18 protein-coding genes are annotated in these 25762 nt (G+C 64.1%); 12 read left to right on the top strand and 6 right to left on the bottom strand.

Annotation, left to right across the window (positions count from 1 at the left end):
* The 4 genes from WCJ41_RS09230 to WCJ41_RS09215 all read left to right on the top strand — a co-directional run.
* Window positions 1–1158 (top strand): LysM peptidoglycan-binding domain-containing protein (locus WCJ41_RS09230; RefSeq protein ID WP_336905561.1); only part of this gene is annotated, 1158 nt, incomplete at its 5' end.
* 44 nt (window positions 1159–1202) lie between these two features.
* Complete coding sequence (locus WCJ41_RS09225) at window positions 1203–3116, top strand: ABC transporter ATP-binding protein/permease (RefSeq protein WP_336905560.1); 1914 nt, start codon at window positions 1203–1205, stop codon at window positions 3114–3116.
* Window positions 3117–3158: 42 nt separating this feature from the next.
* Window positions 3159–3863, top strand: coding sequence for a phosphatidylserine decarboxylase (locus WCJ41_RS09220; RefSeq protein ID WP_336905559.1), 705 nt, complete (start codon window positions 3159–3161; stop codon window positions 3861–3863).
* Window positions 3863–4693 carry a phosphatidylcholine/phosphatidylserine synthase gene (locus WCJ41_RS09215; RefSeq protein WP_336905558.1) on the top strand — a complete coding sequence of 277 codons (831 nt, stop codon included), beginning with the start codon at window positions 3863–3865 and terminating at the stop codon, window positions 4691–4693. The genes WCJ41_RS09220 and WCJ41_RS09215 overlap by 1 nt, the downstream gene beginning before the upstream one ends.
* Here WCJ41_RS09215 and WCJ41_RS09210 read toward each other — a convergent pair.
* Both WCJ41_RS09210 and WCJ41_RS09205 read right to left on the bottom strand, forming a co-directional pair.
* Entirely contained in the window at window positions 4686–6881 is a 2196-nt protein-coding gene (locus WCJ41_RS09210) for a S8 family serine peptidase (protein WP_336905557.1), read from the bottom strand. The two genes, WCJ41_RS09215 and WCJ41_RS09210, sit on opposite strands and share 8 nt — an antisense overlap.
* Before the next feature lie 122 nt (window positions 6882–7003).
* Window positions 7004–8218: a PLP-dependent aspartate aminotransferase family protein gene (locus WCJ41_RS09205; RefSeq protein ID WP_336905556.1), complete on the bottom strand. Its 1215-nt coding sequence runs from the start codon at window positions 8216–8218 to the stop codon at window positions 7004–7006.
* Between the two features lie 207 nt (window positions 8219–8425).
* Between WCJ41_RS09205 and WCJ41_RS09200 the strand changes: the two genes are divergently transcribed.
* From WCJ41_RS09200 to WCJ41_RS09180, 5 genes are all read left to right on the top strand, one after another.
* On the top strand, window positions 8426–10924 hold the full coding sequence (locus WCJ41_RS09200) for a hypothetical protein (protein ID WP_336905555.1): 2499 nt from the start codon (window positions 8426–8428) through the stop codon (window positions 10922–10924).
* A gap of 146 nt (window positions 10925–11070) precedes the next feature.
* Window positions 11071–12603 (top strand): peptide ABC transporter substrate-binding protein, encoded by a 1533-nt coding sequence (locus WCJ41_RS09195; protein WP_336905562.1) that lies wholly within the window; start codon window positions 11071–11073, stop codon window positions 12601–12603.
* A 73-nt stretch (window positions 12604–12676) separates the two neighbouring features.
* Window positions 12677–13600 carry an ABC transporter permease subunit gene (locus tag WCJ41_RS09190; RefSeq protein ID WP_336905554.1) on the top strand — a complete coding sequence of 308 codons (924 nt, stop codon included), beginning with the start codon at window positions 12677–12679 and terminating at the stop codon, window positions 13598–13600.
* A complete protein-coding gene (locus WCJ41_RS09185; protein ID WP_336905553.1) occupies window positions 13593–14711 on the top strand; it encodes an ABC transporter permease subunit in 1119 nt (372 codons plus the stop codon). The genes WCJ41_RS09190 and WCJ41_RS09185 overlap by 8 nt, the downstream gene beginning before the upstream one ends.
* A gap of 1 nt (window position 14712) precedes the next feature.
* Window positions 14713–16305: an ABC transporter ATP-binding protein gene (locus WCJ41_RS09180; protein WP_336905552.1), complete on the top strand. Its 1593-nt coding sequence runs from the start codon at window positions 14713–14715 to the stop codon at window positions 16303–16305.
* A 135-nt stretch (window positions 16306–16440) separates the two neighbouring features.
* Here the strand turns inward: WCJ41_RS09180 and WCJ41_RS09175 are convergent, their stop codons facing one another.
* Genes WCJ41_RS09175 through WCJ41_RS09160 form a run of 4 tightly spaced genes read right to left on the bottom strand, consistent with a single transcriptional unit; the run spans window position 16441 to window position 20384 of the window.
* Window positions 16441–17181: a proteasome-type protease gene (locus tag WCJ41_RS09175; RefSeq protein ID WP_336905551.1), complete on the bottom strand. Its 741-nt coding sequence runs from the start codon at window positions 17179–17181 to the stop codon at window positions 16441–16443.
* Between the two features lie 30 nt (window positions 17182–17211).
* Window positions 17212–18018, bottom strand: a complete 807-nt coding sequence (locus WCJ41_RS09170; protein WP_336905550.1) for a transglutaminase family protein — start codon at window positions 18016–18018, stop codon at window positions 17212–17214.
* Between the two features lie 3 nt (window positions 18019–18021).
* On the bottom strand, window positions 18022–18969 hold the full coding sequence (locus WCJ41_RS09165; protein WP_336905549.1) for an alpha-E domain-containing protein: 948 nt from the start codon (window positions 18967–18969) through the stop codon (window positions 18022–18024).
* Complete coding sequence (locus tag WCJ41_RS09160; protein ID WP_336905548.1) at window positions 18969–20384, bottom strand: circularly permuted type 2 ATP-grasp protein; 1416 nt, start codon at window positions 20382–20384, stop codon at window positions 18969–18971. Before WCJ41_RS09160 ends, WCJ41_RS09165 begins: the two co-directional genes overlap by 1 nt.
* A gap of 393 nt (window positions 20385–20777) precedes the next feature.
* On the opposite strand from WCJ41_RS09160, the gene WCJ41_RS09155 reads away from it, so the two are divergent.
* The 3 genes from WCJ41_RS09155 (at window position 20778) to WCJ41_RS09145 (ending at window position 25760) form a co-directional block, all read left to right on the top strand.
* Window positions 20778–22163: an aspartate aminotransferase family protein gene (locus WCJ41_RS09155; protein WP_336905547.1), complete on the top strand. Its 1386-nt coding sequence runs from the start codon at window positions 20778–20780 to the stop codon at window positions 22161–22163.
* A 134-nt stretch (window positions 22164–22297) separates the two neighbouring features.
* Complete coding sequence (locus WCJ41_RS09150) at window positions 22298–23377, top strand: spermidine/putrescine ABC transporter substrate-binding protein (protein ID WP_336905546.1); 1080 nt, start codon at window positions 22298–22300, stop codon at window positions 23375–23377.
* A gap of 64 nt (window positions 23378–23441) precedes the next feature.
* Complete coding sequence (locus WCJ41_RS09145) at window positions 23442–25760, top strand: aminotransferase class III-fold pyridoxal phosphate-dependent enzyme (protein WP_336905545.1); 2319 nt, start codon at window positions 23442–23444, stop codon at window positions 25758–25760.
* The last annotated feature ends 2 nt before the right edge of the window (window positions 25761–25762 follow it).

Genomic DNA, 25762 nt, shown 5'->3' with positions numbered 1-25762 from the left:
GCGACGACTGCCGAACAACCCGCCCCCGAGGCACCGGAGACCGACACCACCCAGCAGACGGCAGCCGCTCAGCCGGAAGCCCCGCCTGAGGCTCCGGCCGCCACAAGCGCCCCCGACAGCGCCGAGATTCCAGCCTTCGACACCGTTCGTGTCGAAAAGACCGGCGAAGCCGTGATCGCCGGAACCGCGGCCCCGGGAGCGGACGTGATCGTCAAGCTCGATGGAAAGCCGATCGGCGAGACCACGGCCAACAGCGATGGCGCCTTCGTGCTGGTGCCCTCGACCCCCCTGCCTGTCGGCAGTGGCGCGCTGACGCTCGAGGCCAAGGCCCCGGGTGCGGCTGCCGCAACGCCGTCCGAGCAGAGTGTCGCCGTCATCGTGCCGGCCGCTGACCAGCCGCAGGAGGCCCTCGTCGCCGTCGTCAGCCCCGACCAGCCCACCCGCGTGCTCCAGAAGCCCGAGGCAAAGCCAGCCGAGACCACCACCGCGCCTGCCGTCACCCCGGCCGCTGAGAAGCCGGCCAAGCTCGTCTCCATCGATGCCGTGGACTATGATCCCGCAGGCAACATCGTGTTTTCCGGCCAGGGCAACGAGGGCAACACGGCCCGCGTCTACATCGACAACAACATCATTGGTGATGCCCCGGTGGGGGCTGATGGCCGCTGGACCTTCTCCGCCACGGCCGAGGTCACCCCGGGCGTTCACACGCTCCGGGTGGACGGCCTCGATGGCGAAGGCAAGGTCCTGAACCGGGTCGAGGTGCCCTTTGTGCGCGAGGAGCAGAAGAAGGTGGTCGAGGCCACCCCGCCTGCCGCAACCGCGGACGCCCCGCAGCCTGAGAGCACGTCCAAGACCGATGCCGAAGCCACCCAGCAGGCGCCCGCCGCGACCACGCCGGCGACTCCGGCCAAGCCCAAGGAAGGCCGTGTCGTCATCCAGCCGGGCAACAACCTGTGGAGGATTTCGCGCGTACTCTACGGCGATGGCTCCAAGTTCACGATGCTCTATGAGGCCAACAAGGACCAGATCCGGGACCCAAACCGCATCTATCCCGGCCAGGTGTTCAAGACCCCGGACGTGGCGGCGAGTTCGGAATCGATCGACCCGAAGCGCCGCGACCAGTTGACGCCTGAGGAAAACGCGGGCTCCGGCCAGTAGTTTCCGCTTCGCAAGGGGGCTCCGGCTACCTATATGCTGCTCTCATGAGCCGCAGGACGCCCCCCAGCATCGACAAGCCCGTTAACGTGGATGGAGACGAATGGTCCATCCTGCGTGACATGCTTCCCTATCTCTGGCCCGCGGGCCACCCCGGCCTCAAGGCACGGGTGATCTTTTCGCTGGTGGCGCTCGTGCTCGCCAAGGTCGTCACCGTGGCGGCTCCCTACGCCTTCAAATATGCAACCGACGCGCTGACCGGCAAGGCGGACGTGGCCACCACCGCCATCACCGCCATCGTGTTCTTCGTTTTGGCCTATGGCTTCGCCCGCATCATGATGGTGGTGCTGGCCCAGATCCGTGATGCGGTCTTCGCCAAGGTCAGCCAGCGCGCGGTGAAGGAACTCGCCGTCCGCACCTTCCGCCATCTGCACGCCCTGTCTCTCAAGTTCCATCTCGAGCGCCGCACCGGCGGCCTGTCGCGCATCGTGTCGCGCGGCACCATGGGCATCGACACGGTGCTGCGCTTCTCGCTGTTCAACACCTTCCCGACGATTCTCGAGATCGCGCTGGTCGCCGGCATCCTCGCCTGGTCCTATGGCTGGCTCTATGCGGTGGTCATCCTTGTCACCGTCGTCGCCTATGTCGGCTTCACCTATGCCGCCACCGAATGGCGCATCAACATCCGCCGTGACATGAACGCGGCGGATACCGAGGCCAACACCAAGGCAGTGGACAGCCTCCTCAACTTCGAGACCGTCAAGTACTTCGGCAACGAAGAGCACGAGGTGCAGCGCTACGCCCGCTCGATGGATAGTTATGAAGTTGCCGCCGTGAAGACCTGGGTGTCGCTCTCCGTGCTCAACTCCGGCCAGGCCGTGGTGTTCTCCATCGGCCTCACCGTGGTGATGATCATGTCAGTGCTCGCGGTGAAGGCCGGCCATGCCACGGTCGGCGACTTCGTGATGATCAACGCGTTGATGATCCAGCTCTACATGCCACTCAACTTTATCGGCTCCTCCTACCGCGAGATCAAGCAGGGCCTTATCGACGTCGAACAGATGTTCACGCTGCTGAAGGTCAATGCCGAGATCGAGGACAAACCGGGCGCGCGCGCCCTGAAGGTCGGTCCCGCCGACGTCGTCTTCGAGAACGTCTCCTTCGCCTATGACGCAGAGCGCCCGATCCTCAAGAACCTGTCGCTGCGCGTGCCGTCGGGCAAGACGGTGGCCATCGTCGGCCCGTCAGGTGCGGGCAAGTCCACCATCTCGCGGCTCCTCTACCGTTTCTATGACGTGAACGGCGGCCGCATCCTGATCGACGATCAGGACATCTCGGACGTCACGCAAAAGTCGCTGCGCGCCGCCATCGGTATGGTCCCGCAGGACACCGTGCTGTTCAACGACACGATCCGCTACAACATCCGCTACGGCCGCCCCGATGCGACCAACGAGGAAGTGGTGGAGGCCGCCCGCATGGCGCAGATCCATGATTTCGTGATGAGCCTGCCCAAGGGCTATGACGCGCTGGTCGGCGAGCGTGGCCTCAAGCTGTCGGGCGGCGAGAAGCAGCGCGTCTCGATTGCCCGCACCATCCTCAAGGGCCCGCCCATCCTCATCCTCGACGAGGCCACCTCGGCGCTCGACAGCTTCACCGAGCACCAGATCCAGGCGGCGCTCAAGAAGGTGTCGGAAAACCGCACCACGCTGGTCATCGCCCACCGCCTGTCCACCGTCATCGACGCCGACGAGATCATCGTGCTGGAGCGCGGCCAGGTGGCCGAGCGCGGCACCCATGAGGAGCTCCTCGCGGAAGACGGCATCTATGCCGCCATGTGGAACCGCCAGCGCCAGGTGGAGCAAGCCCGCGAAATCCTCAAGGAGGCTGAAAATGAAGTGGCCGCCGTCATCGGCATCCGCGACGTCGAGGCGCGTGAGCGCGCCGCGGGGGTCACGCCCTAAACCGCTTTTCAATCCCCTTTCAACTCGGTAGACCTCACGCCCATGTCGATCGCCAAGTCCGTTTCCGAAGTCCTGGTCCCTATCCACAAGGAGGGCTACCGCTTCATCGCCATTTTTGCCGCGGTGACACTGGTGCTGTTCTGGCTTCATTTCGGGCCGCTGGCCTGGATTGGCGTCATCCTCACCCTGTGGTGCGCCTATTTCTTCCGCGATCCTGAGCGCGTGACGCCGGTCCGTGACGGGCTGGTGATTTCCCCCGCCGATGGCCGCATCAGCGCCATCGAAGAGGTGATCCCGCCGGTCGAGCTTGATCTGGCGCGTGAACCGGTCACCCGCATCTCGGTGTTCATGAATGTCTTCGACGTGCATGTGAACCGCTCGCCACTCGATGCCACCATCCGCCGCATCGCCTATGTGCCGGGCCTCTTCGTCAATGCCGACCTCGACAAGGCCTCTCTCGACAATGAGCGCCAGGCCTTCACGCTGGAGCGCGCCAACGGCCAGCGCATCGGCGTGGTGCAGATCGCGGGCCTCGTCGCTCGCCGCATCGTGAAGTTCGTGAACGACGGCGAGCATTTGTCCGCCGGCCAGCGCTTCGGCCTCATCCGCTTCGGCAGCCGGGTGGACGTCTATCTTCCCAGGGGTGCTAAGTCGCTCGCCTGCCTCGGCCAGCGCGCCGTGGCCGGCGAAACCGTGCTCGCCGATCTCGATGCCAGCGAGCCTGAACGCCAGGGGCGCCCCAGCTGATGGAACGCGAGACGGAGAGCGTGGACCAGGCTGTAGGGGTGGATCAGGGCCAGCGCCGCTTCCGCATGGTGCCGGTGCGCTTCCTGCTGCCCAACATGATCACGCTGCTCGCCCTGTGCAGCGGCGTCACCGCCATCCGCTTCGCCTTCGAGGGCCGTTACGAACTGGCAGTGGCCAGCGTCATGCTGGCCGTCGTGCTCGATGCGGTCGATGGCCGTCTGGCGCGCTTCCTCAAAGGCACCTCGCGCTTCGGCGCCGAGCTCGACTCGCTTGCTGACTTCGTGAACTTCGGCGTCGCACCCGCCATCCTGCTCTATGTCTGGTCGCTCAACTCGCTGCGCACGCTGGGCTGGGTCATCTGCCTCGTGCTGGCCATCTGCTGCGCGCTGCGCCTGGCCCGGTTCAACGTGGCGCTGGATGATCCCAACAAGCCTGCCTGGGCCAACCGCTTCTTCACCGGGGCGCCTGCGCCGGCGGGTGCGGGGCTGGCGCTGCTGCCCTTCTACCTCGGCTTTCTCGGCATCATCGACGAGGGCCATGGCTGGGCGCTGCTGATCGGACCCTACATCGTCTGCGTCGCGTTGCTGATGGTCAGCCGCGTTCCCACCTTCTCCGGCAAGCATATGGGCCGCATCCGTGGCGACATGGTGTTGCCGGTGCTCGGCCTCGCCGTGCTCGCCGTGGTGATGCTGATATCCTATCCGTGGGAGTTCCTGTCGATCGTCAGTGTCATCTACCTGGCGCTCATCCCCGTCAGCATCAGGTCCTATCGCAAGCTCAGCGCGGGCGTTGCACACCATAAGGCTTCGGAGCCGCCAGCGGCTAGTTGAACACCGCTGAAACGCTGCCCGTCGATCTGAGCGTGAAGCTGCATTGCGTCTTGCGTCCCCCGCAGATGCCCGACCAGCCGCCGAATATCTTTCCGGTCGCGGGAACTGCCGTCAGCGTGATCCTTGCGCCTGCTGGAAACGGATTGGTGCAGCTGTCACCGCACGTCAGGGTCTGGCCCGATGAGCTGATCTGCACAGTGCCACTGGCCGCCCCGGCCTTGGCATAGCTCAGGGAATAGATCGGAAGCGTCTCGAAATTGGCGCCCACGGACTTTGCTGACGACAACCTCACGATGCATGTCGACTTCTTGCCCCTGCATGCTCCCGTCCAGGTGGTGAGTGCGGCTCCATAGGCCGCGTTGGCTGTCAGTATCACCTTGGTGTTCTTGCCATAGCTGCGCGCGCAGCTGCCGGAGCAGCTCGTCTCCTGCCCATCGGCGAGGACGGAGATCGAGCCTGCGCCGCCGCCTGTCTTGCTGATCGAAAGCGTCGTGGGCGGCCCGGAAGAGATCGGGAAGAACGCGGCGAACACCGATTTCGCTGCGGTCATGGTGATGGTGCAAGTGGCCTGGCCCGCGCAGGCACCGCCCCATCCGGCGAAGGACATGCTGGCGCCTGGCGTCGCCGTCAGGGTCACCGACGTGCCAGGGGCATAGGTGCTCACGCAGCTGGCGGTGCAGCTTGACTTGCTGCCGGCGGGCGAGAACGTCACGGTCCCCTTGCCGTTGATAGTGAGATTGATGGCAAGGCGCCCGTCGCTTGTATCGATCTTTTCGAGCGCCTCCATGACGTCGATGCGCGGCGTGGTGATGGCGGCATTGCGATAGTCGGTCACGGATTGGCCGGTGTCGCGCAGCGTGGTGAGAATGTCGTCGACAGATGCGCCGGGTGCCTTCTGTCGCAGAACCGCGAAAGCGCCCGCCACATGTGGCGCGGCCATGGAGGTTCCGTGCTTCGTGGCATAGGCGCCGCCCGGTATCGACGACAGGATGGGAGAGCCCGGGGCCAGAAGCGAAAGCTCTTCATAGGCGTTGGAATAGCAGGCCACCTTGTCGATAGCGGTGGGTGAACTCGCAATCCCGGCACCACCGCATGTGCCCCAGTTCGAGTCGGAAACCGAACCCACGCTCACTGCGCTGGAGATGCAGGCTGGAAAGCTGATGCTGCTTGAAGACCCGTCATTGCCGCTTGAGATGATGGCCGCGATGCCTGCTGCCTTGAGCTGATTGATCGCGGCCGTCATCGAAGGCAGGGCGTCATCGCAGGTGGTGGAGAATCGGACGGACCATCCGAGGCTCATGTTCACAGCTGAAATGCTGTAGCTGCCCCGCAATTGGTAGACGCGCTCCAGCGCGGCCAGGACGTCGGCAGCATTGGTGCCCGTTCGTCCCCCGCTCGAGGTGAAGACATTGATGGATATGAGCGTGGCATCCGGTGCAATGCCGGAAAAGGCGTTGGAACTATAGCCTGCGGCAATGCCCGCCACATGTGTTCCGTGATCGCATTCGGTTGACCCCACGCAGGGCATGCCCGACCCGCTCGACGTTGAGCTGCTGCTGCCACCAGGGCACTGCCTGTTCGTGTAGCAGGCCTCGGAAACGATGCGCCCGCCAAGGAAGGGGTGGTTCTTGTCAACGCCCGAGTCGATGATGGCGATGGTCTGGTCCTTGCCGGTGTATCCATCCGCCCAGGCTTGGGGCGCCCTTATCAATGCCGCTGATTGGGCGAGGTTCGCCCGGAGAACCATGTTTTCCGTGATGCTGATGACGTCCGGGTCGGTGGAGAGCTTGTCGAGTTCGGCGGGCGTCACTTCGAGGGCGACAAACGGAATGCTGCTGTAGCTGCGGAAGGAGCTTGGCGCACGGGTGATGGCGGCGGCAAAGCGCGCCCGCAGGGCGGTGGAGGCAGCCGCAATCTCCCGGCCCTGCCGCTGGGCTTCGGCAGTGCCAAGCTTCGAGGCGGGGGCGAAAGGAACCTTCAGCCCCACAATGACCTTGACGGTGCCATTGCGCTGGGCGGTGGCCCGCAGGCCCGTGACGGCGGCAGAGGTGCTGAGCGTGGCCCCGCCTTCGATGCTGGCCTGGCTCTGCCCCGCGGCCTGGAGCAGCACCCGCTCGGCGGCCGAGCCGGGTATCGTCTGCCAGAACAACGTCAGGAGGAGAAGGAGAGTCCAGTGCAACCACCGCATGAAACACACCCGTGAGTAGAAAAATACTCACTTTAGTTAATGTACGGCGATACAACTTTCAAGGGATAAATTCTCTGATATTGACTACTTTCCCTTAACTTTTTTGGCAATCCATTTCAGCCTCACAGCACCCGCGCCAGGTCTGCAATCAGGTCGTCCGGGTTCTCGATCCCGACTGACAGCCTGAATACGCCATCCCCCGCATAGTCGCGGTAGCGGCGCAGCTGGTCCGGGTCATGCCGGAAGGTCGAGGTCTGGATATCATCCGTGCCGATCCAGTAGACGAGGCTGCGGTGGTGGCCGAGCGACACGGCGTAATGGATGATTTCGAGGTCCTTCACCATCCGCGCGGCGATGGCGGGGCCTGCCTCCTTCGTCTGGAATGTCATCATGCCGGAGAAGTTCCGCATCTGGCGCTCCGCCAGTTCATGCTGCGGGTGCGACGCGAGGCCCGGGTAGAACACGCGTGACACGGCGGGGTGTTCCTCCAGGAAGCGCGCCACCTTCAGTGCGGCCTCCTCATGCGCCCGCATGCGGATGGGCAGTGTGGCAGCACCCCGGAGGATCAGCCAGGCATTGAACGGCGACAGCACGCCGCCAAAATGCACCGTCGCCTCGAGGTTCAGCGCGTCGAGTTCGGCCTTGCGCCCGATCACGGCGCCACCCATCGCATCGCCGTGGCCGCCAATATATTTGGTCAGCGAATGCACCACGAAATCCGCACCCAGTTTCAGCGGCTGCGTGGCAATCGGCGTGGCATAGGTCGAATCCACGGCCACGTCGCGCACGCCCCTGTCATGCGCGAGCTTCGCCAGGGCCTCGATGTCGCAAAGCTTCATCGTCGGGTTGGCGGGGGTTTCCAGCCACAGCATGCGGGTATTGGGCCGGATTGCCGCGGCAACCTCCTCGATGCGGGAGACGTCGACATAGGACGCCTCGATCCCGAAGCGGGGCAGGGTGTCGCGCGCCAGTTCGGCGATCCCCACGTAATTGGCATCCGGCACGATCAGGTGGTCGCCGCAGCTCAGCCTGCCGCAGATTACCGCATGGGCTGCGGCCACGCCGGAGCCGAAGCACAGGGCCGCCTCGCCACCCTCGAGAGCGGCCAGCTTGGCCCCGAGCTGGCTCACATTCGGACTGCTGACACGACCATAGACAAAGCCCTCGTAGCCCTGCTCGTCACGCGCCGAGAAGCCAGTCACCGTTTCCGGCGCGAAGGTAACCGACATCACGAGGTTGGGCGAAGAGGCGCGGGTGGCCGGATCGACGAACTCCCCGGCGTGAACGGCTGCGGTTTCAGTATGCCAGCCGCGGTTGCTGCCCGGTTTTTCGGTCATGATCCGATTTTTCCTTTCGTGTGAATCTGGCCTATGATGCGGGCGGGCAGGCGAATCCGCAACTGCTGCCGTGGAGAAGATTCAAAGCACAGCATGAGGTGGGACCAACCCCATTGGAGCGGCAAGCCGCGACCTGGCTCCGGGCTGCGGCAAAAGCTGCGACCCAACGCCTTTGCGCGCCTTGCCCGCAGCTGTGCGAATTACCGTATGGTGGTGGTGGCCGTGGCCCTGCTGCTCACTGCGGCCCTGGCGGGCTTTGCCGCCACCCGCCTGTCGATCGACCCGGACCAGCAACCGCGCATCGGGCTCGACCAGGGGACGGCCAACCTGCAGGCGGAGCTTGCTGCCAAATTCCCAGGGGTGGAGCAGACCTTCCTCGCTGTCGTGTCGAGCAGCGATCCCGAGACGGCGCGCCAGCAGGCACTGGCGCTCGCCGCCATGCTGCAGCAGCAGAAGGACCTGTTCCTCTCTGCCTTCGTGCCGGGCACCGGCGCCTTCTACGACACAAACGCGCTGCTCTATCAGGATGGTGACACCGTGCGCGCGCGCGTCGATGCGCTGCTGCAGCTGGAGCCGCTCTATCATGCCATGGCGTCAGCTCCCGACATGGGCGGCTTTGCGGCCCTTGTCACTGAGATCGGCAATGCGGTGGAGCAGGGGCGCTCGCCGCCCGGCCTCGAATCCCTGCTGATGGCCGCCTCCACCGCCATCGAGGCTGAGGTGAAGGGCAAGCCCCGCCCGCTCGACTGGCAGGCGCTGGCCAATCTCGACACGGAAGCCCAGTCACGGCGGTGGTATGTGCTCGCCACGCCCGTTCCCGGCATGGAGCGCGAGGCAGCAGCGGCCTCTCGCAAGGCTTCTGTCGGCATGCAGGACGTGAACTGGCTGTGGCCGCGCCGCGCGCTCGCCTCCAGCCCCAGCGAGCTGCGCGACTTCGTGGTGCCGGCGCTGCTGTCCATCCTGCTGACACTCGTCCTGCTGTTCGCCGCACTCGGCTCGCTGCGCCAGGCGCTGGCCGTGCTGATGACGGGCGCCTTCACCCTGTCCGTGGCAGGCGGCGTGGCGGCGGCACTGGGCTCGCCGCTCGACGGCGCCACCTGGTCATTCGCGGTCGCCGTGCTGGCCCCGGCCATCGTGACGGGCGGCGTCATCGCCGTCGCCTTCGGCCAGGGCCGCTCGCGCGGGCTGGCGCCCATGCAGGCGGTGATGCTGGCCGCGCATCGGCAGGGCAGCTTCGTCTCCTTTGTCATCCTGCTGTTTGGCGTGGTGTGGGCCTCATGGCTGTTGCGCTATCTGCCCTCGCTCAGCCATTTCGCGGCCATCGCGCTGGCGGGCTGTGCTGCGGCGTGGCTGTCATCGCTCACCGTGCTGCCCGCCGCACTGGTTCTCACGACGCCGCGCCAGGCCGAGGTTCCGCCGCACTGGCTCGATGATGCGATGGGCGAGCACGGCGCTCCCGCGGGCAAAGCTGCGCTCGACATTGCCGCCATGGTGCTGCTCGCCGCGGCCGTGTTCTCGATGGTGTTTCTCCCCGGCATGCGCTTCGGAGAGCGCCAATTGCCGTCCTCGCCGCCGCCCTATCTCGAAACGCCCGATGCACGCGGTGCTGTTCACATCCTTGCGCCTGAAGCCGGCGTAAAGGAGATCGTGGGAAGGCTCTCGGCCCTTCCCGAAGTGGGGGCGATCCGCACCGCGCAGCAGTTCCTGCCGCCCGATGCCGGTCCCAAGATAGCCGAGCTGCACCGCCTCACGGCGCTCGGCCCCTTCGACCCGGCCTTCGGCGAGGTCGCCGATGAGGTGACCCTGAACCAGAACTTCCAGGACCTGCAGACCCAGCTGACCAACATCGCCAATGGCCCGGCCTCAACGCCACAGCTGCGCGAGGCCGCGCTGCGCCTGCACCGGGCGCTGGACCTCTTCGTGGCGCCGGAGCCGCCCGACGCGCAGCACGTCGCGGCGCTGGAGAAGTCGCTGTTTGGCGGGCTCGCCGCGATGTCGAACCTGGTGCAGCAGCTGGCGGTGATGCAGCCGCCGGCAGTTGCCGATCTCGAACCACAGCTCCTCCACCGCTTCGTGGCGCAGGATGGAACCTGGCGCATCGAGGTGATGCCGCGGTCCGGCACCGGAGAACTCTCCTTCGCTGCAGCCTTGCGCCGCGCCGTGCCGCAGGCGGCGGGCGAGCCCATCGTCTCGCTCGTTCGCAACGAGATGATTCATCACGAGGCCATCCTCGCTCTCGGCATCGCCCTGCTGGCAGCTGCTGCCGTTGTGGTGGCCGCGCTGCGCAGCCTGCGCGGGCTGGTGCTGTCGATGGCGCCCGCCGCAGCCTTCATCTCGCTCACGGCCGGGGTCACGGTGATGCTCAACATCAGCCTGAATGCCGCGATGCTGGCCGGCATCAGCGCGGCCATCGCGGTGCTGATCACCTGTTCGATGCTGATCGCTGTCAGGCTGCGCGGTGGCGCAGCGGCCATGCAGTCGCATATCCTGCCGTTGCGCGCCGTGTTGTTGCCGCCCATCACCCTGGCGGGGGCTGCGGCACCCCTGGTCATTTCCTCGCGCCCGGCCGTGGCCGAACTCGGCGCCTCGCTGTCGATGCTGTTCCTGATCGTCGCGCTGCTGATCGTCCTCTTGGTTCCCGCACTTGCCCGCTGGCTGGACCTTCTGGCCGAACCCGCTCCCCGGGCCGTCCACCGCCAGGAATGACGTTACTGGCGACAAGTGAAATTTTAGGTGGTATCTTTTTCTGCAGGTGTCACGGCGCGAACACCTCACAGAAACTAGACAGGGAGCAAAAAATGAAAGTGCAGTTCAGTCTCAAATCTTGGCTCATCGGATGCAGCCTGATTGCGATGACAACCACAGGTGCATTTGCCGAGGTCATCTACAACCGGGGCAATTCAGCCGACCCGGAGTCTCTCGACCCGCACAAGACCTCCACCGTCTATGAAGCCAACATCCTGCGCGACCTGTTCATGGGCCTGATGATCCAGGACGCCAAGGCCCAGGTGCAGCCCGGCGCCGCCGAGAGCTTTACCGTTTCGGCCGACGGCAAGACCTACACCTTCAAGATGCGCAAGGGCGCGCTGTGGTCCGATGGCTCGCCGGTGACGGCAGATGACTTCGTCTATTCCTGGCGCCGCCTGGTCGATCCGGCCACCGCCTCTGAATATGCCTACATGCTGGCCCCCGTGACCAACGCCGAGGACATCACCGCCGGCAAGAAGAAGCCCGAGGAACTGGCCGTCAAGGCCATCGATCCCGAGACCTTCGAAGTGACGCTCAACGCGCCCACGCCCTATTTCCTCGAGATGCTCACCCATCAGTCCACCTATCCGGTGAGCAAGGCCAACATCGACAAGCTGGGGGCGGACTTCGTGAAGGCCGGCAAGCTCGTCTCCAACGGCGCCTATGTGCTGACGGAGTTCGTGCCGAACGATCACATCAAGGCGGTCAAGAACGACAAGTTCTATGACGCGGCCAACGTCAAGATCGATGTCGTCAACTTTATCCCCACCGAAGATCGTTCGACCGCGATGAAGCGTTTCGAGGCGGGCGAGCTCGACTCGAACGACGACCTGCCGACCGAGCAGCTCGCCGACCTCAAGGCGAAGTTCGGCGACCAGATCCACATCGGCCCCTATCTCGGCACCTATTACTACGCCTTCAAGATCGACAAGGCGCCTTGGGACAATGTGAAGCTGCGCCAGGCGATCTCGGAAGCCATCGACCGCGACTACCTCGCGGAGAAGGTCTGGCAGAACACCATGATCCCGGCCTATTCCTTCGTGCCGCCCGGCATCACCGGCTATGAGACGCGCACCACGGACTATGCCGAGAAGTCGCAGCTCGACCGCGAGGACGAGGCCAAGAAGGTGCTGGCGGAACTGGGTTACGGCCCCGACAAGCCGCTGAAGATGGAAATCCGCTTCAACACCTCTGAGAACCACAAGAACACTGCGGTCGCCATCCAGGAACAGCTGAAGCCGCTCGGTATCGAGGTGTCGCTCGTCAACACCGACACCAAGACGCATTACGGCCTGCTCGAACAGCACGGCGACTTCGACATCGCGCGCGCCGGCTGGATCGCCGACTACAAGGACCCGGAAAACTTCCTGGCCCTGTGCAAGACCGGCACCGGCAATAACTATGCCGCCTATTCCAACAAGGAATACGATGACCTGATGGCCGCCGCCGCTGCCGCGGCCACGCCGGAGGAGCGCATGAAGCTGCTGTCGGACGCCGAGGCCATCGGCGTGGCGCGCGACCTCTGCGTGGTGCCGCTGCTTTATTACAGCTATCACAACCTCGTCTCGAACAAGGTCAAGGGCTGGGAGAACAACGTCATGGACGTTCACCCCACCCGTTTCCTCGCCAAGGAATAGTCCCGCAACAGTGAATGGCCGCCTTGCTCGCGAAGAGCAGGGCGGCCTCCCACCCAAAGCTTGAGTTGCGGACATGCTGCGTTACGTCCTGAGGCGGTTCCTCACCGCGATCCCGACACTGTTCGTGATCGTGACGATCTCGTTCTTCCTGATGCGCGTGGCGCCCGGCGGCCCCTTCAACCAGGAAAAGGGCCTCAACCCCATCATCAAGGCCAATCTCGAGCGGGTCTTCCACCTCGATCAGCCGCTTTGGAAGCAATACCTGCTCTACCTCAACAACCTGATCCACGGCGACTTCGGCCCGAGCTACAATCTGCCCGATTTCACGGTGGCCGAACTCTTCGCCGACGGCCTGCCGATCTCGATCGAGCTCGGCGGATCCGCCCTCGTGCTGGCACTTCTGTTCGGCGGCATCCTCGGCATCATTGCAGCACTCTACCAGAACAGGCCTGCGGACTATGCCGTGATCGCCACCGCCACGGCGGGTTCGACCATCCCGACCTTCGTCATCGCACCGCTGTTCCAGCTGTTCTTCGCGCTCACTCTCAAGTGGTTCCCGGTCGGCGGCTGGGGTGATGGCGCCTTCATCAACAAGGTCGGCCCCGTCCTTACCCTCATGCTGCCGCAGCTCGCCATCGTGGCGCGCCTGATGCGCGGCTCGATGATCGAGTCCCTGCGCTCCCACCACATCCGCACCGCCCGCGCGCTGGGCCTGTCCGACTATTCGGTGATCATCAAGCACGCGCTGCGCGGCGCGCTGCTGCCCATCATCTCCTATGCAGGCCCCGCCGCCGCTGCACTGCTCACGGGCTCGATCATCGTCGAGACCATCTTCTCCATCCCCGGTGTCGGCCGCTACTTCGTCGAGGCGGCACTCAACCGCGACTACACGCTGGTCATGGGCACCGTGGTGGTCATCGCCATCTTCACCATCGTCTTCAACCTCATCGTCGACATCCTCTATGCCGTGGTCGACCCGCGGGTGCGCTATGACTGACGTGTCGCTCACCCCCGCCACGCAGGGTCGCTCGCTGTGGGCGGACGCCTGGAACCGCCTCAAGGCCAACAAGGCCGCCATGGTGAGCCTGTGGTATCTGCTGTTCATGGGCGTGATCTGCATCGTGGGCCCGTGGTTCACGCCGCATGACTTCACCACCATCTATCAGGACTATACGCGCGTGCCGCCCAGCCTCGAGGCCTATCCAAAGGCCAATGCCATCGATCTTGCTGTGAAGGACGCCGTGAAGCGGAGCCGCCTCGATCTCGTCGGCTGGCAGGAGCGCGACGGCAAGGTCTTCATCACACTCACCTCCGCCAAGCCCATCGACGAGCGCGTGACGCGCTACATCGACCGCTCCGACGTGTTCGAGGGCGCGCAGATATCGGAGAAATCGACCGACGGCATGACGATGACGATCAGTGCCGACGTCCAGAAGAAATACTTCTTCTTCGGCACCGACAATAACGGCCGCGACCTGCTGACCCGCACGCTCATTGCCGGCCGCGTGTCGCTGGCCATCGGCCTTCTCGCCGGACTGGTCGCGGTGTTCATCGGGGTGCTCTATGGTGCCATCTCGGGCTTTGCCGGCGGACGCACCGACGAGGTCATGATGCGCATCGTCGATGTTCTCTATTCGCTGCCCTTCATCTTCTTCGTCATCATGCTGGTGGTGTTTTTCGGACGAAATTTCGTGCTGATGTTCCTCGCGGTGGGTGCCGTGCTGTGGCTCGACATGGCGCGCATCGTGCGCGGCCAGGCGCTGTCGCTGAAGCGGCAGGAATATGTCCAGGCGGCGGAGGCACTGGGCGTTTCACCCGGTGGCATCCTGCTGCGCCACGTGGTGCCGAACCTGCTGGGCCCGGTCGTCATCTACATGACGCTGCTGGTGCCGCAGGTCATCATCCTCGAGAGCTTCCTGTCTTTCCTGGGGCTTGGCGTGCAGGAGCCGATGTCGAGCTGGGGCGTGCTCATCAGCCAGGGCGCCAAGAACATTCCCAGCGCCACATGGCTGCTGATCTTCCCCTCCTTCTTCCTCACCACCACGCTCTTCGCGCTGAATTTCATCGGCGACGGCCTGCGTGACGCGCTTGACCCGAAGGACCGCTGAGATGAGCGAGCGCATCCTCGATCTCCGCCACGTGAAGGTTGAGTTCTCGACCATCGACGGCGTGGTCGAGGCTGTGAGGGGCGTCAACCTGCATGTGAAGGCCGGCGAGACGGTGGCCATCGTCGGTGAGTCCGGTTCCGGCAAGAGCCAGCTGATGATGGCGGCCATGGGCCTCCTTGCGAACAACGGCAAGGCGACGGGCCAGGTCGACTATCGCGGCACCAACCTGCTGGCGATTTCGAAGTCCGCGCTCAACGACATCCGCGGCGCCAAGATCACCATGATCTTCCAGGAGCCGATGACCTCGCTCGACCCTCTCTATTCGATCGGCGACCAGCTGATCGAGCCCATTCGCAAGCACCAAAACCTTGGTGAAGCGGATGCGCGGGCACGCGCCATCGAAATGCTGCGCCTCGTGCGCATTCCGGAACCGGAACGCCGCATGCGCTCCTACCCGCATGAGATGTCGGGCGGCCAGCGCCAGCGCGTGATGATCGCCATGGCGCTCGCCAACAACCCCGACCTGCTGATTGCCGATGAGCCGACGACAGCACTCGACGTCACCATCCAGGCCGAGATTCTTGAGCTCATGGCCAGCCTGCAGCAGCGGCTCGGCATGGGCATGGTTTTCATCACCCATGACCTCAATATCGTGAAGCGTATCGCGCATCGCGTCTATGTCATGCGCCGTGGCGAGGTGGTGGAAGAGGGCGAGACGGTTGAACTCTTCGCACATCCGAAGCACCCCTATACCAAGGCACTGCTTGAAGCTGAGCCCACGGGCCGCAAGCTGCCGGTGGCGCCCAATGCCCGCAAGATGATCGATGCCACCGATGTGCGCGTTACCTTCCGTTTGGGCGGTGGCTTCATGTCCGGCCCGCCGCTGGAGTTGCGCGCGGTGGACCGCGTGTCGATGACGCTCCGCCAGGGCCAGACCATCGGCATCGTGGGCGAGTCGGGTTCCGGCAAGTCCACCTTCGCGCGCGCCGTGCTGCGGCTGCTGCCCAGCGAGGGCGCCATCAGTTTCGAGAACCGCTCGATTCAAGGCCTCACGCGAGAGGAGATGCGGCCCTTGCGCCGCGAGCTGCAGATCGTGCTGCAGGACCCCTTCGGCTCACTGAGCCCGCGCATGACGGCGGGCCAGATCGTCACCGAAGGCTTGCTCGTTCATGAGCCCTCGATCTCGCGTGCCGAGCGCGACAAGCGCGCTGCGCAGGCGCTGGAGGAGGTGCAGCTTGATCCTTCCCTGCGCAACCGCTACCCGCATGAATTCTCGGGCGGCCAGCGCCAGCGCATCGCCATTGCCCGCGCCATCATCCTGAAGCCCAAGGTGGTGGTGCTGGATGAGCCCACCTCGGCGCTCGATCGGCAGGTGCAGAAGCAGATCATCGACCTGCTGCGCGACCTGCAGCAGGCGAACAACCTGTCCTACCTGTTCATCAGCCATGATCTCGCCGTGGTGCGCGCCATGGCTGACCACATCATGGTGATGAAGGACGGAAGGATGGTGGAGCAGGGGACGCCCGACGAAGTGATGGAACACCCGCGCGAAGACTATACACGGCGGCTGATGGCGGCGGCCTTCGCGGAGTGATCAATGCCGGTGCACTCCGGCATCATTCCCGTTCCTCATCATCGCCGGGCTTGTCCCGGCGATCCTCTTTGGTCGCTACCACAAAGGATGCCCGGGACAAGCCCGGGCATGATGAATAACCAAAATACGCCGCCCTCAGATATCCAGCGCCTCGATGTTCATGAAGGCCGTGCGCAGCGCCTTGGACCATTCGGTGGACAGCATCTTGAAGTAAGGATCATCCAGCCCGATGCGCTTGGTGTGCTCGATCTTCAGCGTGCCACGCTCATAGGTCAGGAGGTCGATGGGCAGCCCGACGCTGAGGTTGGACCGCAGCGTGGAGTCAAATGACAGCAGCACCATCTTCGCGGCATCGCCCAGCTTCATGTCATTACGTGCCACGCGGTCGAGGATGGGCTTGCCGTATTTGTGCTCGCCGATCTGGAAGAACGGCGTGTCGACCGTCGCCTCGATGAAGTTGCCGGCGGCATAGATGTTGAACAGGCGCGGGCGCTCCTTGCCGATCTGCCCGCCGAAGATGAAGCTCGCCGCGAAGGCATCGCCATTGGCCTGGAGGTGGTCGCCGTCGATTTCCTTTACATCGCGGATCGCCCTGCCCACGAGACGTGCCGCCTGGAACATGGTCTTGGCGGCATACAGGTTGTTCTCACCCGTCTTCTTGCCACGCGCGGCCTGAATGCCTTCCGTCAGCATGCTGACGACGGCCTGGGTGACGGCAAGGTTGCCTGCGGTGAGCAGCACGAAAACGGCCTCGCCCGGCCTCTCCCAGGTGAAGAGTTTCTTGAACTTGCCGACATTGTCGACGCCTGCATTGGTGCGGGTGTCGGCGGCCATGACCAGGCCCTCGTCCAGCAACATTCCCACGCAATAGGTCATTCCGAGTCGTCCGGGAAAATCAGCGATGGCCTACTGTTGTGCGATCTCGACACGGACTTCAACCCTCATCCGCTCGGTATTTCCACCCCGGCGCGAGCCCCGGATGGGGGCGACCCCTGCCGCGTCCAGTCCGGCCGCAACACGTACGTAGTTATCGGTCGGGCACTTGGCATTGGCGGGGTCGAAGCCCACCCAGCCCAGGTCCGGCACCAGGGCTTCCGCCCAGGCATGGGAGGCGGTGGAGGAGGCGCCCATGCCGGTCACCAGATAGCCCGTCACATAGCGCGCCGGGATTCCGGCGGAGCGGCAGGCGGCGATGAAGATGTGGGCATGGTCCTGGCACACGCCGCGCCCGTCGGCGAAGGCTTCCGCCGCTGTGGTGTGGGCGTGGGTGGCGCCCAGTTCATAGGCGACGTGACCGTGGATCTCGGCCATCAGCGCGTGAAGCCCGGCCAGCACGCTCCGTCCGGTGAACTGTTTCTCGGCCAGCGCGCGGAGCGAGGCGGTTACCGTGGTGGGCCGCGTCTGGCGCAGGAACACCGCATCGGGTGCGGCCATGGTGAGCCCCCTCACGAGGCCTGCCGCATCCGTCACGTCCACCACGCCGTCGGCCACGATGGCCACGGGTCCTTCGATGTTGTCGAAGGTGACCATGTGCACGCGGTTGCCGAAGCCATCGGTGTAGCTCAGCGCCCGGTCGAAGCCGGGTGCCGTGATCGACCACGACACGGTCTTCTGCGCCGCGAAGTCCACCGGCCACAGGTGCAGGCGCTGTGCCGAATAGGCCAGCGGCGTATCGTAGTCGTAGTGGGTCTCGTGGCGGATGGCGAGGCGCATGGGCTACGGGAAGTTGTAAGTGGTGGCGATGGCGTGTGACAGCTTGGCATTTCCGGTGATGAAGTCCTGCAGGAATTCGTGCAGGCCGGACTGGAAAATCTCCTCCATCCTGGCGTTCTTCAGCCGCTCATGCGTGTCATGGGCCTGCTGGTGGCAGTCATATGTTGCGCCGTAATGGCTGGCGAGGCCCTGCAACGACCGGTTCACCCAGCCGTAGGAGAAGATGAGCGAGCGCGGCATTTCCTCGCGCAGGATCAGGAACTCCGAAATCAGCCAGGGACGATAATGCGAGTCGCGGTAGAACCAGCGGTAGGAGCGGTGGCCGGAAACCGAGCGCAGGATCTGCGCCCATTGCTGCATGTCGATGTCGCTGCCCACGTCGGTGGCCTTGGGCAGCAGGATGAAATACTTGACGTCGAGGATGCGCGCCGTGTTGTCGGCCCGCTCCATGAAATTGCCGAGCTGGCTGAAGTGGTAGGTGTCGTTACGCAGCATGGTGCCGAGCAGCGCGCCGCGGAATGACATCACCCGCTGCTTCACCCACTCGAGGAACACGGGCAGCCGGTCCGCCGTCATGGACGAGGGCTTCACCTGGGCGAGTTCATTCCAGGTGGCGTTGATGCTCTCCCACACGTCGCGCGTCAGTGCCGTGCGCACCGCGCGGCCATTGTTGCGCGCCGTCTTGATGCAGGAGCGGATGGAGGATGGGTTGTCCTCGTCGAAGATCAGGAAGTCGATGACCCTGGCCGTGACGATCTCGTCGTGCTTCTCGGCATAGCCATGGTCGCAGGCGCAGGACTGCAGCGTCGAGCGCCATTCGTCGCGGTGGCCCTCGATGGCGCCCGGCATCAGCGAGATGCGGTGACCGACCTCAAGCAGGCGCGCCAGGTTCTCCGCCCGCTCCATGTAGCGCGACATCCAGAACAGGGCTGCGGCGGTGCGTCCGAGCATCAGTCCTCCAACACCCAGGTATCTTTGGTGCCGCCGCCCTGGCTGGAATTGACGACCAGCGAGCCCTTCTTCAGCGCCACGCGTGTGAGCCCGCCGGGCGTGATCCTCACCTTGTCACCCGATAGCACGAAGGGCCGGAGGTCGACGTGGCGCGGCGCCACGCCGGACTTGGTGAATGTCGGCACGGTGGAAAGCGCCAGCGTGGGCTGCGCGATGTAGTTCTTCGGGCGGGCTTTCAGCCGTGAGCGGAAGGCCTCGATCTCCTTCTTGCTCGAGGTGGGGCCGACCAGCATGCCGTAGCCGCCCGATCCGTGCACTTCCTTCACCACCAGTTCCGGCAGGTGGTCGAGCACGTAAGCCAGCTGTTTCGGATCGCTGCAGCGCCAGGTGGGCACGTTCTTCAGGAGCGGCTTCTCGCCGGTGTAGAATTCGATGACGTCGGGGATGTAGGTGTAGATCGACTTGTCATCCGCGATGCCGGTGCCCGGCGCGTTGACCAGCGTGACGCGGCCCGCACGGTAGACATCGAAGATGCCGGGAACGCCGAGCGCGGAGTCATGCCGGAAGGTGAGGGGATCGAGGTAGGCATCGTCGATGCGGCGGTAGACCACGTCCACCCGCTTCGGCGCCTGCGTGGTGCGCATGTAGAGGTAACCACCATCGACGAACAGGTCGCCGCCTTCGCAGAGTTCAACACCCATCTCGTCCGCCAGGAAGGCGTGCTCGAAAAAGGCGGAGTTGTGAATGCCAGGTGTGAGGATGACGACGGTCGGTTCGCCGTTGCAGCCGGCGGGCGCCACGCTCTCCAGCGTCTGGCGCAGCATGGCGGGGTAGTTCTCGACGGGCGCCACGCGCTGCTGGGCGAAAAGCTCGGGAAAGAGGTACATCATCGCCTCGCGGTCCTCGAGCATGTAGGACACACCCGACGGCGTGCGGCAGTTGTCCTCCAGCACGTAGAACTCGTTGGCGGCCACGCGCACGATGTCGATGCCGATGATGTGGGCATAGATTCCGCGTGGCGGCGTCACGCCCACCATCTCCGGCACGAAGGCCTCGTTCTGGATGATGAACTCGTGCGGGATCTTGCCTGCGCGCAGGATGTCCTGGCGGTGGTAGAGATCGTGGATGAAGGCGTTGAGCGCCCGGACGCGCTGCTCGATGCCGGCCGACAGCTTGCGCCATTCGGCAGCGGCGAAGACCCGGGGGATGATGTCGAAGGGGATGAGGCGTTCGGCGGCCTCGTCGTCGCCATAGACCGCGAAGGTGATGCCCTGGCGGCGGAAGATCGCTTCCGCCTCGCGCAGAGCCCGCTCGACGTCGCTGCGTGACAGGGTCTTGAGCCATTCGGCGACCTGGGCATAGGGCTCGCGCGGAGCGCCACCGCCGCCATCCATTTCGTTGAAAATCACCGTCATCCGCCGCCCTTATTGCGCCGCAGTATGGTGACAAGGGCAGCAATGGCGCAAGAAAAACATGCCCCAGAAATTGCACCTGCCCGAAAACTGACCGATTGCCTGCAGCTTGGGCTGCAACATGTATGCAAAAGACGAGAAAACCTGCCCCTTGGGATGATCTGTGATTGCGTGTTCCTTGCGAAGGAACCGAAGAAATGGCATAGAAGAGACATGTGTTTCCACGCGACCATATCCGGGGCGATTTTGCCTATCTGGTCAAAAACCGCGTATGATGAAGTGATGCTTCATTGCGCTCGCATCGGATTCAAGCCGTAAGATCCCCGCATTCTGCCTGATCATTTGCCCCGCTCACGTCGGCGCGGGCCGTTTGCCGTATTCAGTTTGGAGAGTGCCATGAACGTCCTCAACAAGAACATCGACATCGCTGAAGTCGTGCGCAACGACATCGCGCATCATTTCCATCCCTTCACCGACCACAAGTCCTTCCATGCCGAGGGCGGCCCGCGCGTCATGACCCAGGCGGACGGAATCTTCATCTGGGACGGCAATGGCCAAAAGCTTCTGGACGGCATGTCCGGCCTGTGGTGCGTGAACGTGGGCTATGGCCGCAAGGAGCTGGCCGAGGCTGCCTACAAGCAGATGCTCGACCTGCCCTACTACAACACCTTCTTCAAGACGACGACCGTGCCAACGACCGAGCTTGCCGCCAAGATTTCGTCGGTGATGCCGGAGCGCTTCAAGCACATCTTCTTCACCAACTCGGGTTCTGAATCGAACGATACCATCGTCCGCTTCGTACGCCATTACTGGAAGCTGAAGGGCAAGCCCTACCGCCAGCACTTCATCGCCCGCACCCGCGGCTATCACGGCTCCACCATGGTGGCGGCGAACCTCGGCGGCTTCCAGGGCATGCATGAGCAGGTGGGCACCGAGTTCCCCGGCTTCCACCATGTGCAGCAGCCGCACTGGTTCGACCTTGGCGGTGACATGACGCCGGAAGATTTCGGCCTGGCCGCTGCCGCCGAACTTGAAAAGAAGATCCTCGAAGTCGGGCCCGACAATGTGGCCGCCTTCATCGGCGAGCCGATCCAGGGTGCAGGCGGCGTCATCATCCCGCCGTCGACCTACTGGCCGGAAGTGCAGAAGATCTGCCGCAAGTACGGCATCCTGATCATCTCGGACGAAGTGATCTGCGGCTTCGGGCGCACCGGCAACTGGTGGGGTTTCGAGACCATGGGCTTCGAGCCCGACATCGTGCCGATGGCCAAGGGCCTGTCGTCGGGCTACCTGCCGATCGGTGCCGTTGCCTTCGCCGACCACCTGATCAAGGACTTCTTCGAACTGGGTGGTGAATTCTACCACGGCATGACCTATGCCGGCCATCCGGTGGCCGCCGCCGTGGCGCTGAAGAACATCGAGATCATCCAGCAGGAGAAGCTGGTCGAGCACACCCGCGACATCGGCCCGTACTTCGCCAAGGCACTGGCCTCGTTGCGCGACCACCCGATCGTTGGCGAGACCCGCTCCGTGGGCCTCATCGGCGCCATCGAGCTGTCGAACGACAAGGCCAAGCGCAGCCGCTTTGCCAGCCCCGGCCGGGTTGGCGCGATGTGCCGCGACAACTGCTTCAAGAATGGCCTCATCATGCGCGCCTGCTGGGACACCATGGTGCTCGCCCCGCCGCTGGTCATTACCGAGAAGCAGATCGACGAGCTGGTGCGCCTTGCGCGTCTTGCTCTGGATGCAACCTATGCCCAGGTGAAGTCAGAAGTTGCGTGACATTACAAAAGCTTAAGTAGTTTCCTATTGGCCGGGGGGTGGGGGTGGCCTAAATACCCCTCCCAGTTTGTTGCCGCCTCATGCGCCGGCGGTCAAAAGTGATCGGTGCAGAACTTGTGAAAGGAATTGAGAGAATGTCGAATTTCCGTCCGCGGTTCCGTCCCAGCCGCCGCTCGGTCCTTCAGGGAACCGGCGCGCTGTTCGCGGGCCTCACCTTCTTGCCGCGGTTCTCGATGGCTGAAGAAGAAAAGAAACTGAACTTCTACAACTGGGATACCTACATCGGCGAGAACACGCTGGCCGAATTCACCGATGCCACCGGCATCGAAGTGAAGATGGATCTCTATGCCGACAACGACGAGCTCTTCGCCAAGCTCAAGGGCGGCAATCCGGGTTACGACGTGATCGTGCCGACCAATGATTACCTCGAGCGCATGATCAAGGCCGACATGGTGATCCCGCTCGACCACGCGAAGATCCCCAACATGGCGAACATCGACCCGCTGTTCCAGGACGCGACCTTCGATCCGGGCCGCAAGTACTCGATCCCCTACATGTGGGGCACCGTGGGCATCGGCTTCCGCAAGTCGGCCGTCAACGGCACGCCCGACAGCTGGAAGGTGCTGCTCGACTCGGATGAGTATGCGGGCGCCATCTCGCTGCTGGGCGACCAGTCCAATGTGCTGGGTGCCGGTCTCAAGTATCTCGGCTACTCCTGGAACTCGACCAATGCGGACGAGCTCAAGAAGGTCGAGGACCTGCTGATCAAGCAGAAGAAGAACATCAAGGTCTTCGCGCCCGACAACGGCCAGGATCTTCTCGCCTCTGGCGAGGTGAAGCTGTGCCAGGAATGGAACGGCGACATCAAGCAGGTGATGACCGAAGACGAAGACCTCGATTACATCGTGCCGAAGGAAGGCTCGCTCGTCTGGCAGGATACGCTGGCCGTGCCGAAGGGCGCACCGCACCCCGAGAACGCGATGGCCTTCCTCAACTTCATCCTCGACGCTAAGGAAGGTGCGGGCATCGCCACCACCATCCAGTACGCCACCACCAACAAGGCGGCGCGCGAACTGATGCCGGCGGAGTACCAGAACAACCCGGTCATCTTCCCGTCGGCCGAGGTGCTCGCCAAGTGCGAGCCGAACCTCTACCTCGGCGAAGAAGCCATCAAGCAGCGCGACGAGATCTGGACGCGCATTCGCGCTTCCTAAGCGCTATGTTCCGGGGCGGCCACCACAAGGGGCCGCCCCGTTTCGTTTGGAAAGCAGGAGCAACATGCTCAACACCCTGAGACCGCCCGCCCTGCCGCTTGAGGTGCTTCAGGCTTTTGCTGCGCGGACCTACGGCCTCAGCGGCGCGTGGTCTGCGCTTGAAGGCGAGCGCGACCAGAATTTCCGTGTCCTTGGCGCTGACGGCGTAAGCGCCACCTTCAAGGTCTGCCATCCGGCCGAGGGTGACGCGATCTTGCTGTGCCAGGCCTTGGGCCTTGAGCATATTGCCGAAGCCGATCCCGCTCTGCCTTTGCCGCGCCTCATCCGCGCGCGCAGCGGCGAACCGCTGGCACGCATCACGCATGAGGGCGCGGACTATCCGGTGATGGTGTTGTCATGGCTCGAGGGCCATGTGCTGGGCGGCGAGACACTCGGGCGCGGCGGCCTGTTCGACCTCGCGAGTCAATTGGCACGCCTCGGCGTGGCGCTGCGCGGCTTCGTCAACGGTGCCCCGGCGGAGCGTGACCTTGTCTGGGACACGCGCCACGTGCTGCGGCTTGCTGCCCAAGTTGGCAATCTTCCGGAGGAAGACCGCCCACTTGCCATCGAAATTCTCGCGCGCCATGAGGCCGTCACGGCCCCGGCACTGCGCCGCATGCGCAGCCAGATCATCCATGGCGACGTCCATCCCCATAATGTGCTGGTCGATGACGGGCGCAAGGTGACCGGCATCATCGACTTCGGCGACATGGTGCACGGGCCCCTGATCCTCGACCTTGCGAACGCTGCGGGCGATTTCCTGACACCTGCGGCAGACGTTGCGGACACCCTCTTCGAGCTGGTGCGCGGCTACCGCAGCGTGACGCCGCTCGAGGAGGCGGAGGCCGATGCGCTGGTGGACCTGATTGACGTCCGCCTGCTGATGACCCCGCTCATCGATGCGCTGAAGGCCTCGAACGGCATTGCCTCGCAGGACTATTTCCAGACCTTCAACAGCCGCAGCATGCCGATGATCCGCGAAATGCGCCGCATCGGGCATGACAAGCTGCGCGGGCTCATCCGCCGGGCCGCGGCTTTCCCCGCAGTCCCCGTGCATCACGCAGGCACGGCTGCCGAAGCGATCGAGCGCCGCCGCAAGGTGATGGGCGAGAAGCTCTATGTGTTCTATGATCCGCCGCTGCACATCGTGAAGGGCGACGGCGTGTGGCTCACAGCCTCCGACGGTCGCCGCTATCTCGACTGCTACAACAACGTGCCGCATGTGGGCCATGCTCACCCTTACGTGGCCGAGGCCATCGCGCGACAGGCGCGCACGCTCAACACCAACACGCGCTACATCACCGACCAGGCCATCGAATATGCCGAGCGGCTCGCGGCGCTGGCATCCGAGGGGCTCACCTCCGTTACCTTCGTCAATTCCGGCAGCGAGGCGAATGACCTTGCCTGGCGCATGGCCAAGGCTTTCACCGGCCATACGGGCGGCCTGTGCATGGACTTTGCCTATCACGGCGTGAGCGAGTCCATCGACGCTTTCTCGCCTTCGAACTCCGGGCCGCACTGGAACGCACCGCACATCCGTCTTCTGCCAGCGCCCGACGTCTATCGCGGCCCTTACGATGCTGAGCACGCCGATGTCGGCGAACGTTATGCGGCATTGGCCGATCCCCTGATCGCCGACCTTCAGGAAAAGGGTCTCGGCGTTGCCGCCGCGATGGTTGACTCCGCCTTCATGACCAACGGCGTGCTTGATGCGCCTGCGGGCTATCTGCAGGGTATCGTCGCCCGCGTGCGCAAGGCGGGCGGACTGTTCATCGCGGATGAGGTGCAGTCCGGCTTTGGCCGCATGGGGCCGAGCTTCTGGGGCCACCGCCACCATGGCGTGGTGCCGGACTTCATCACCATCGGCAAGCCGGCCGGCAATGGCTATCCCCTCGGCGTGGTCATCACCCGCCCCGAGATCCTGACACACTTCCTTCAATTCGGACCATTCTTCTCCACCTTCGGCGGCAACAACGTTGCCGGCGCGGCCGGCATGGCCGTGCTGGACGTGATCCGGGACGAAAAGCTGGTGGAAAACGCGCATGACGTTGGCGCCTACTTCCGCCTGGGCCTGTCGGACCTCAAGCAGAAGCATGCGCTGATCGGCGACGTGCGCGGGGTTGGCCTCGCCACGGGCGTGGAACTGGTGCATGACCGTGCGGCCAAGACGCCCGCTGGCGACGTGATGCACCGTCTCCTGAACCTGGTGCGGGATGAGGGTGCGCTGATCGGCGGTGAGGGAAAATCGGGCAATGTGCTGAAGATCAGGCCGCCCATCGTATTCAGCCGCGCTGATGCGGATTTCGCGGTTGCCGCCATCGACAGGGCGTTGTCGCGGCTATAGCC

The organism is Aestuariivirga sp., assembly GCF_037139295.1.
Lineage (GTDB): Bacteria > Pseudomonadota > Alphaproteobacteria > Rhizobiales > Aestuariivirgaceae > Aestuariivirga.
This window is presented reverse-complemented; position numbering and strand designations above follow the sequence as displayed.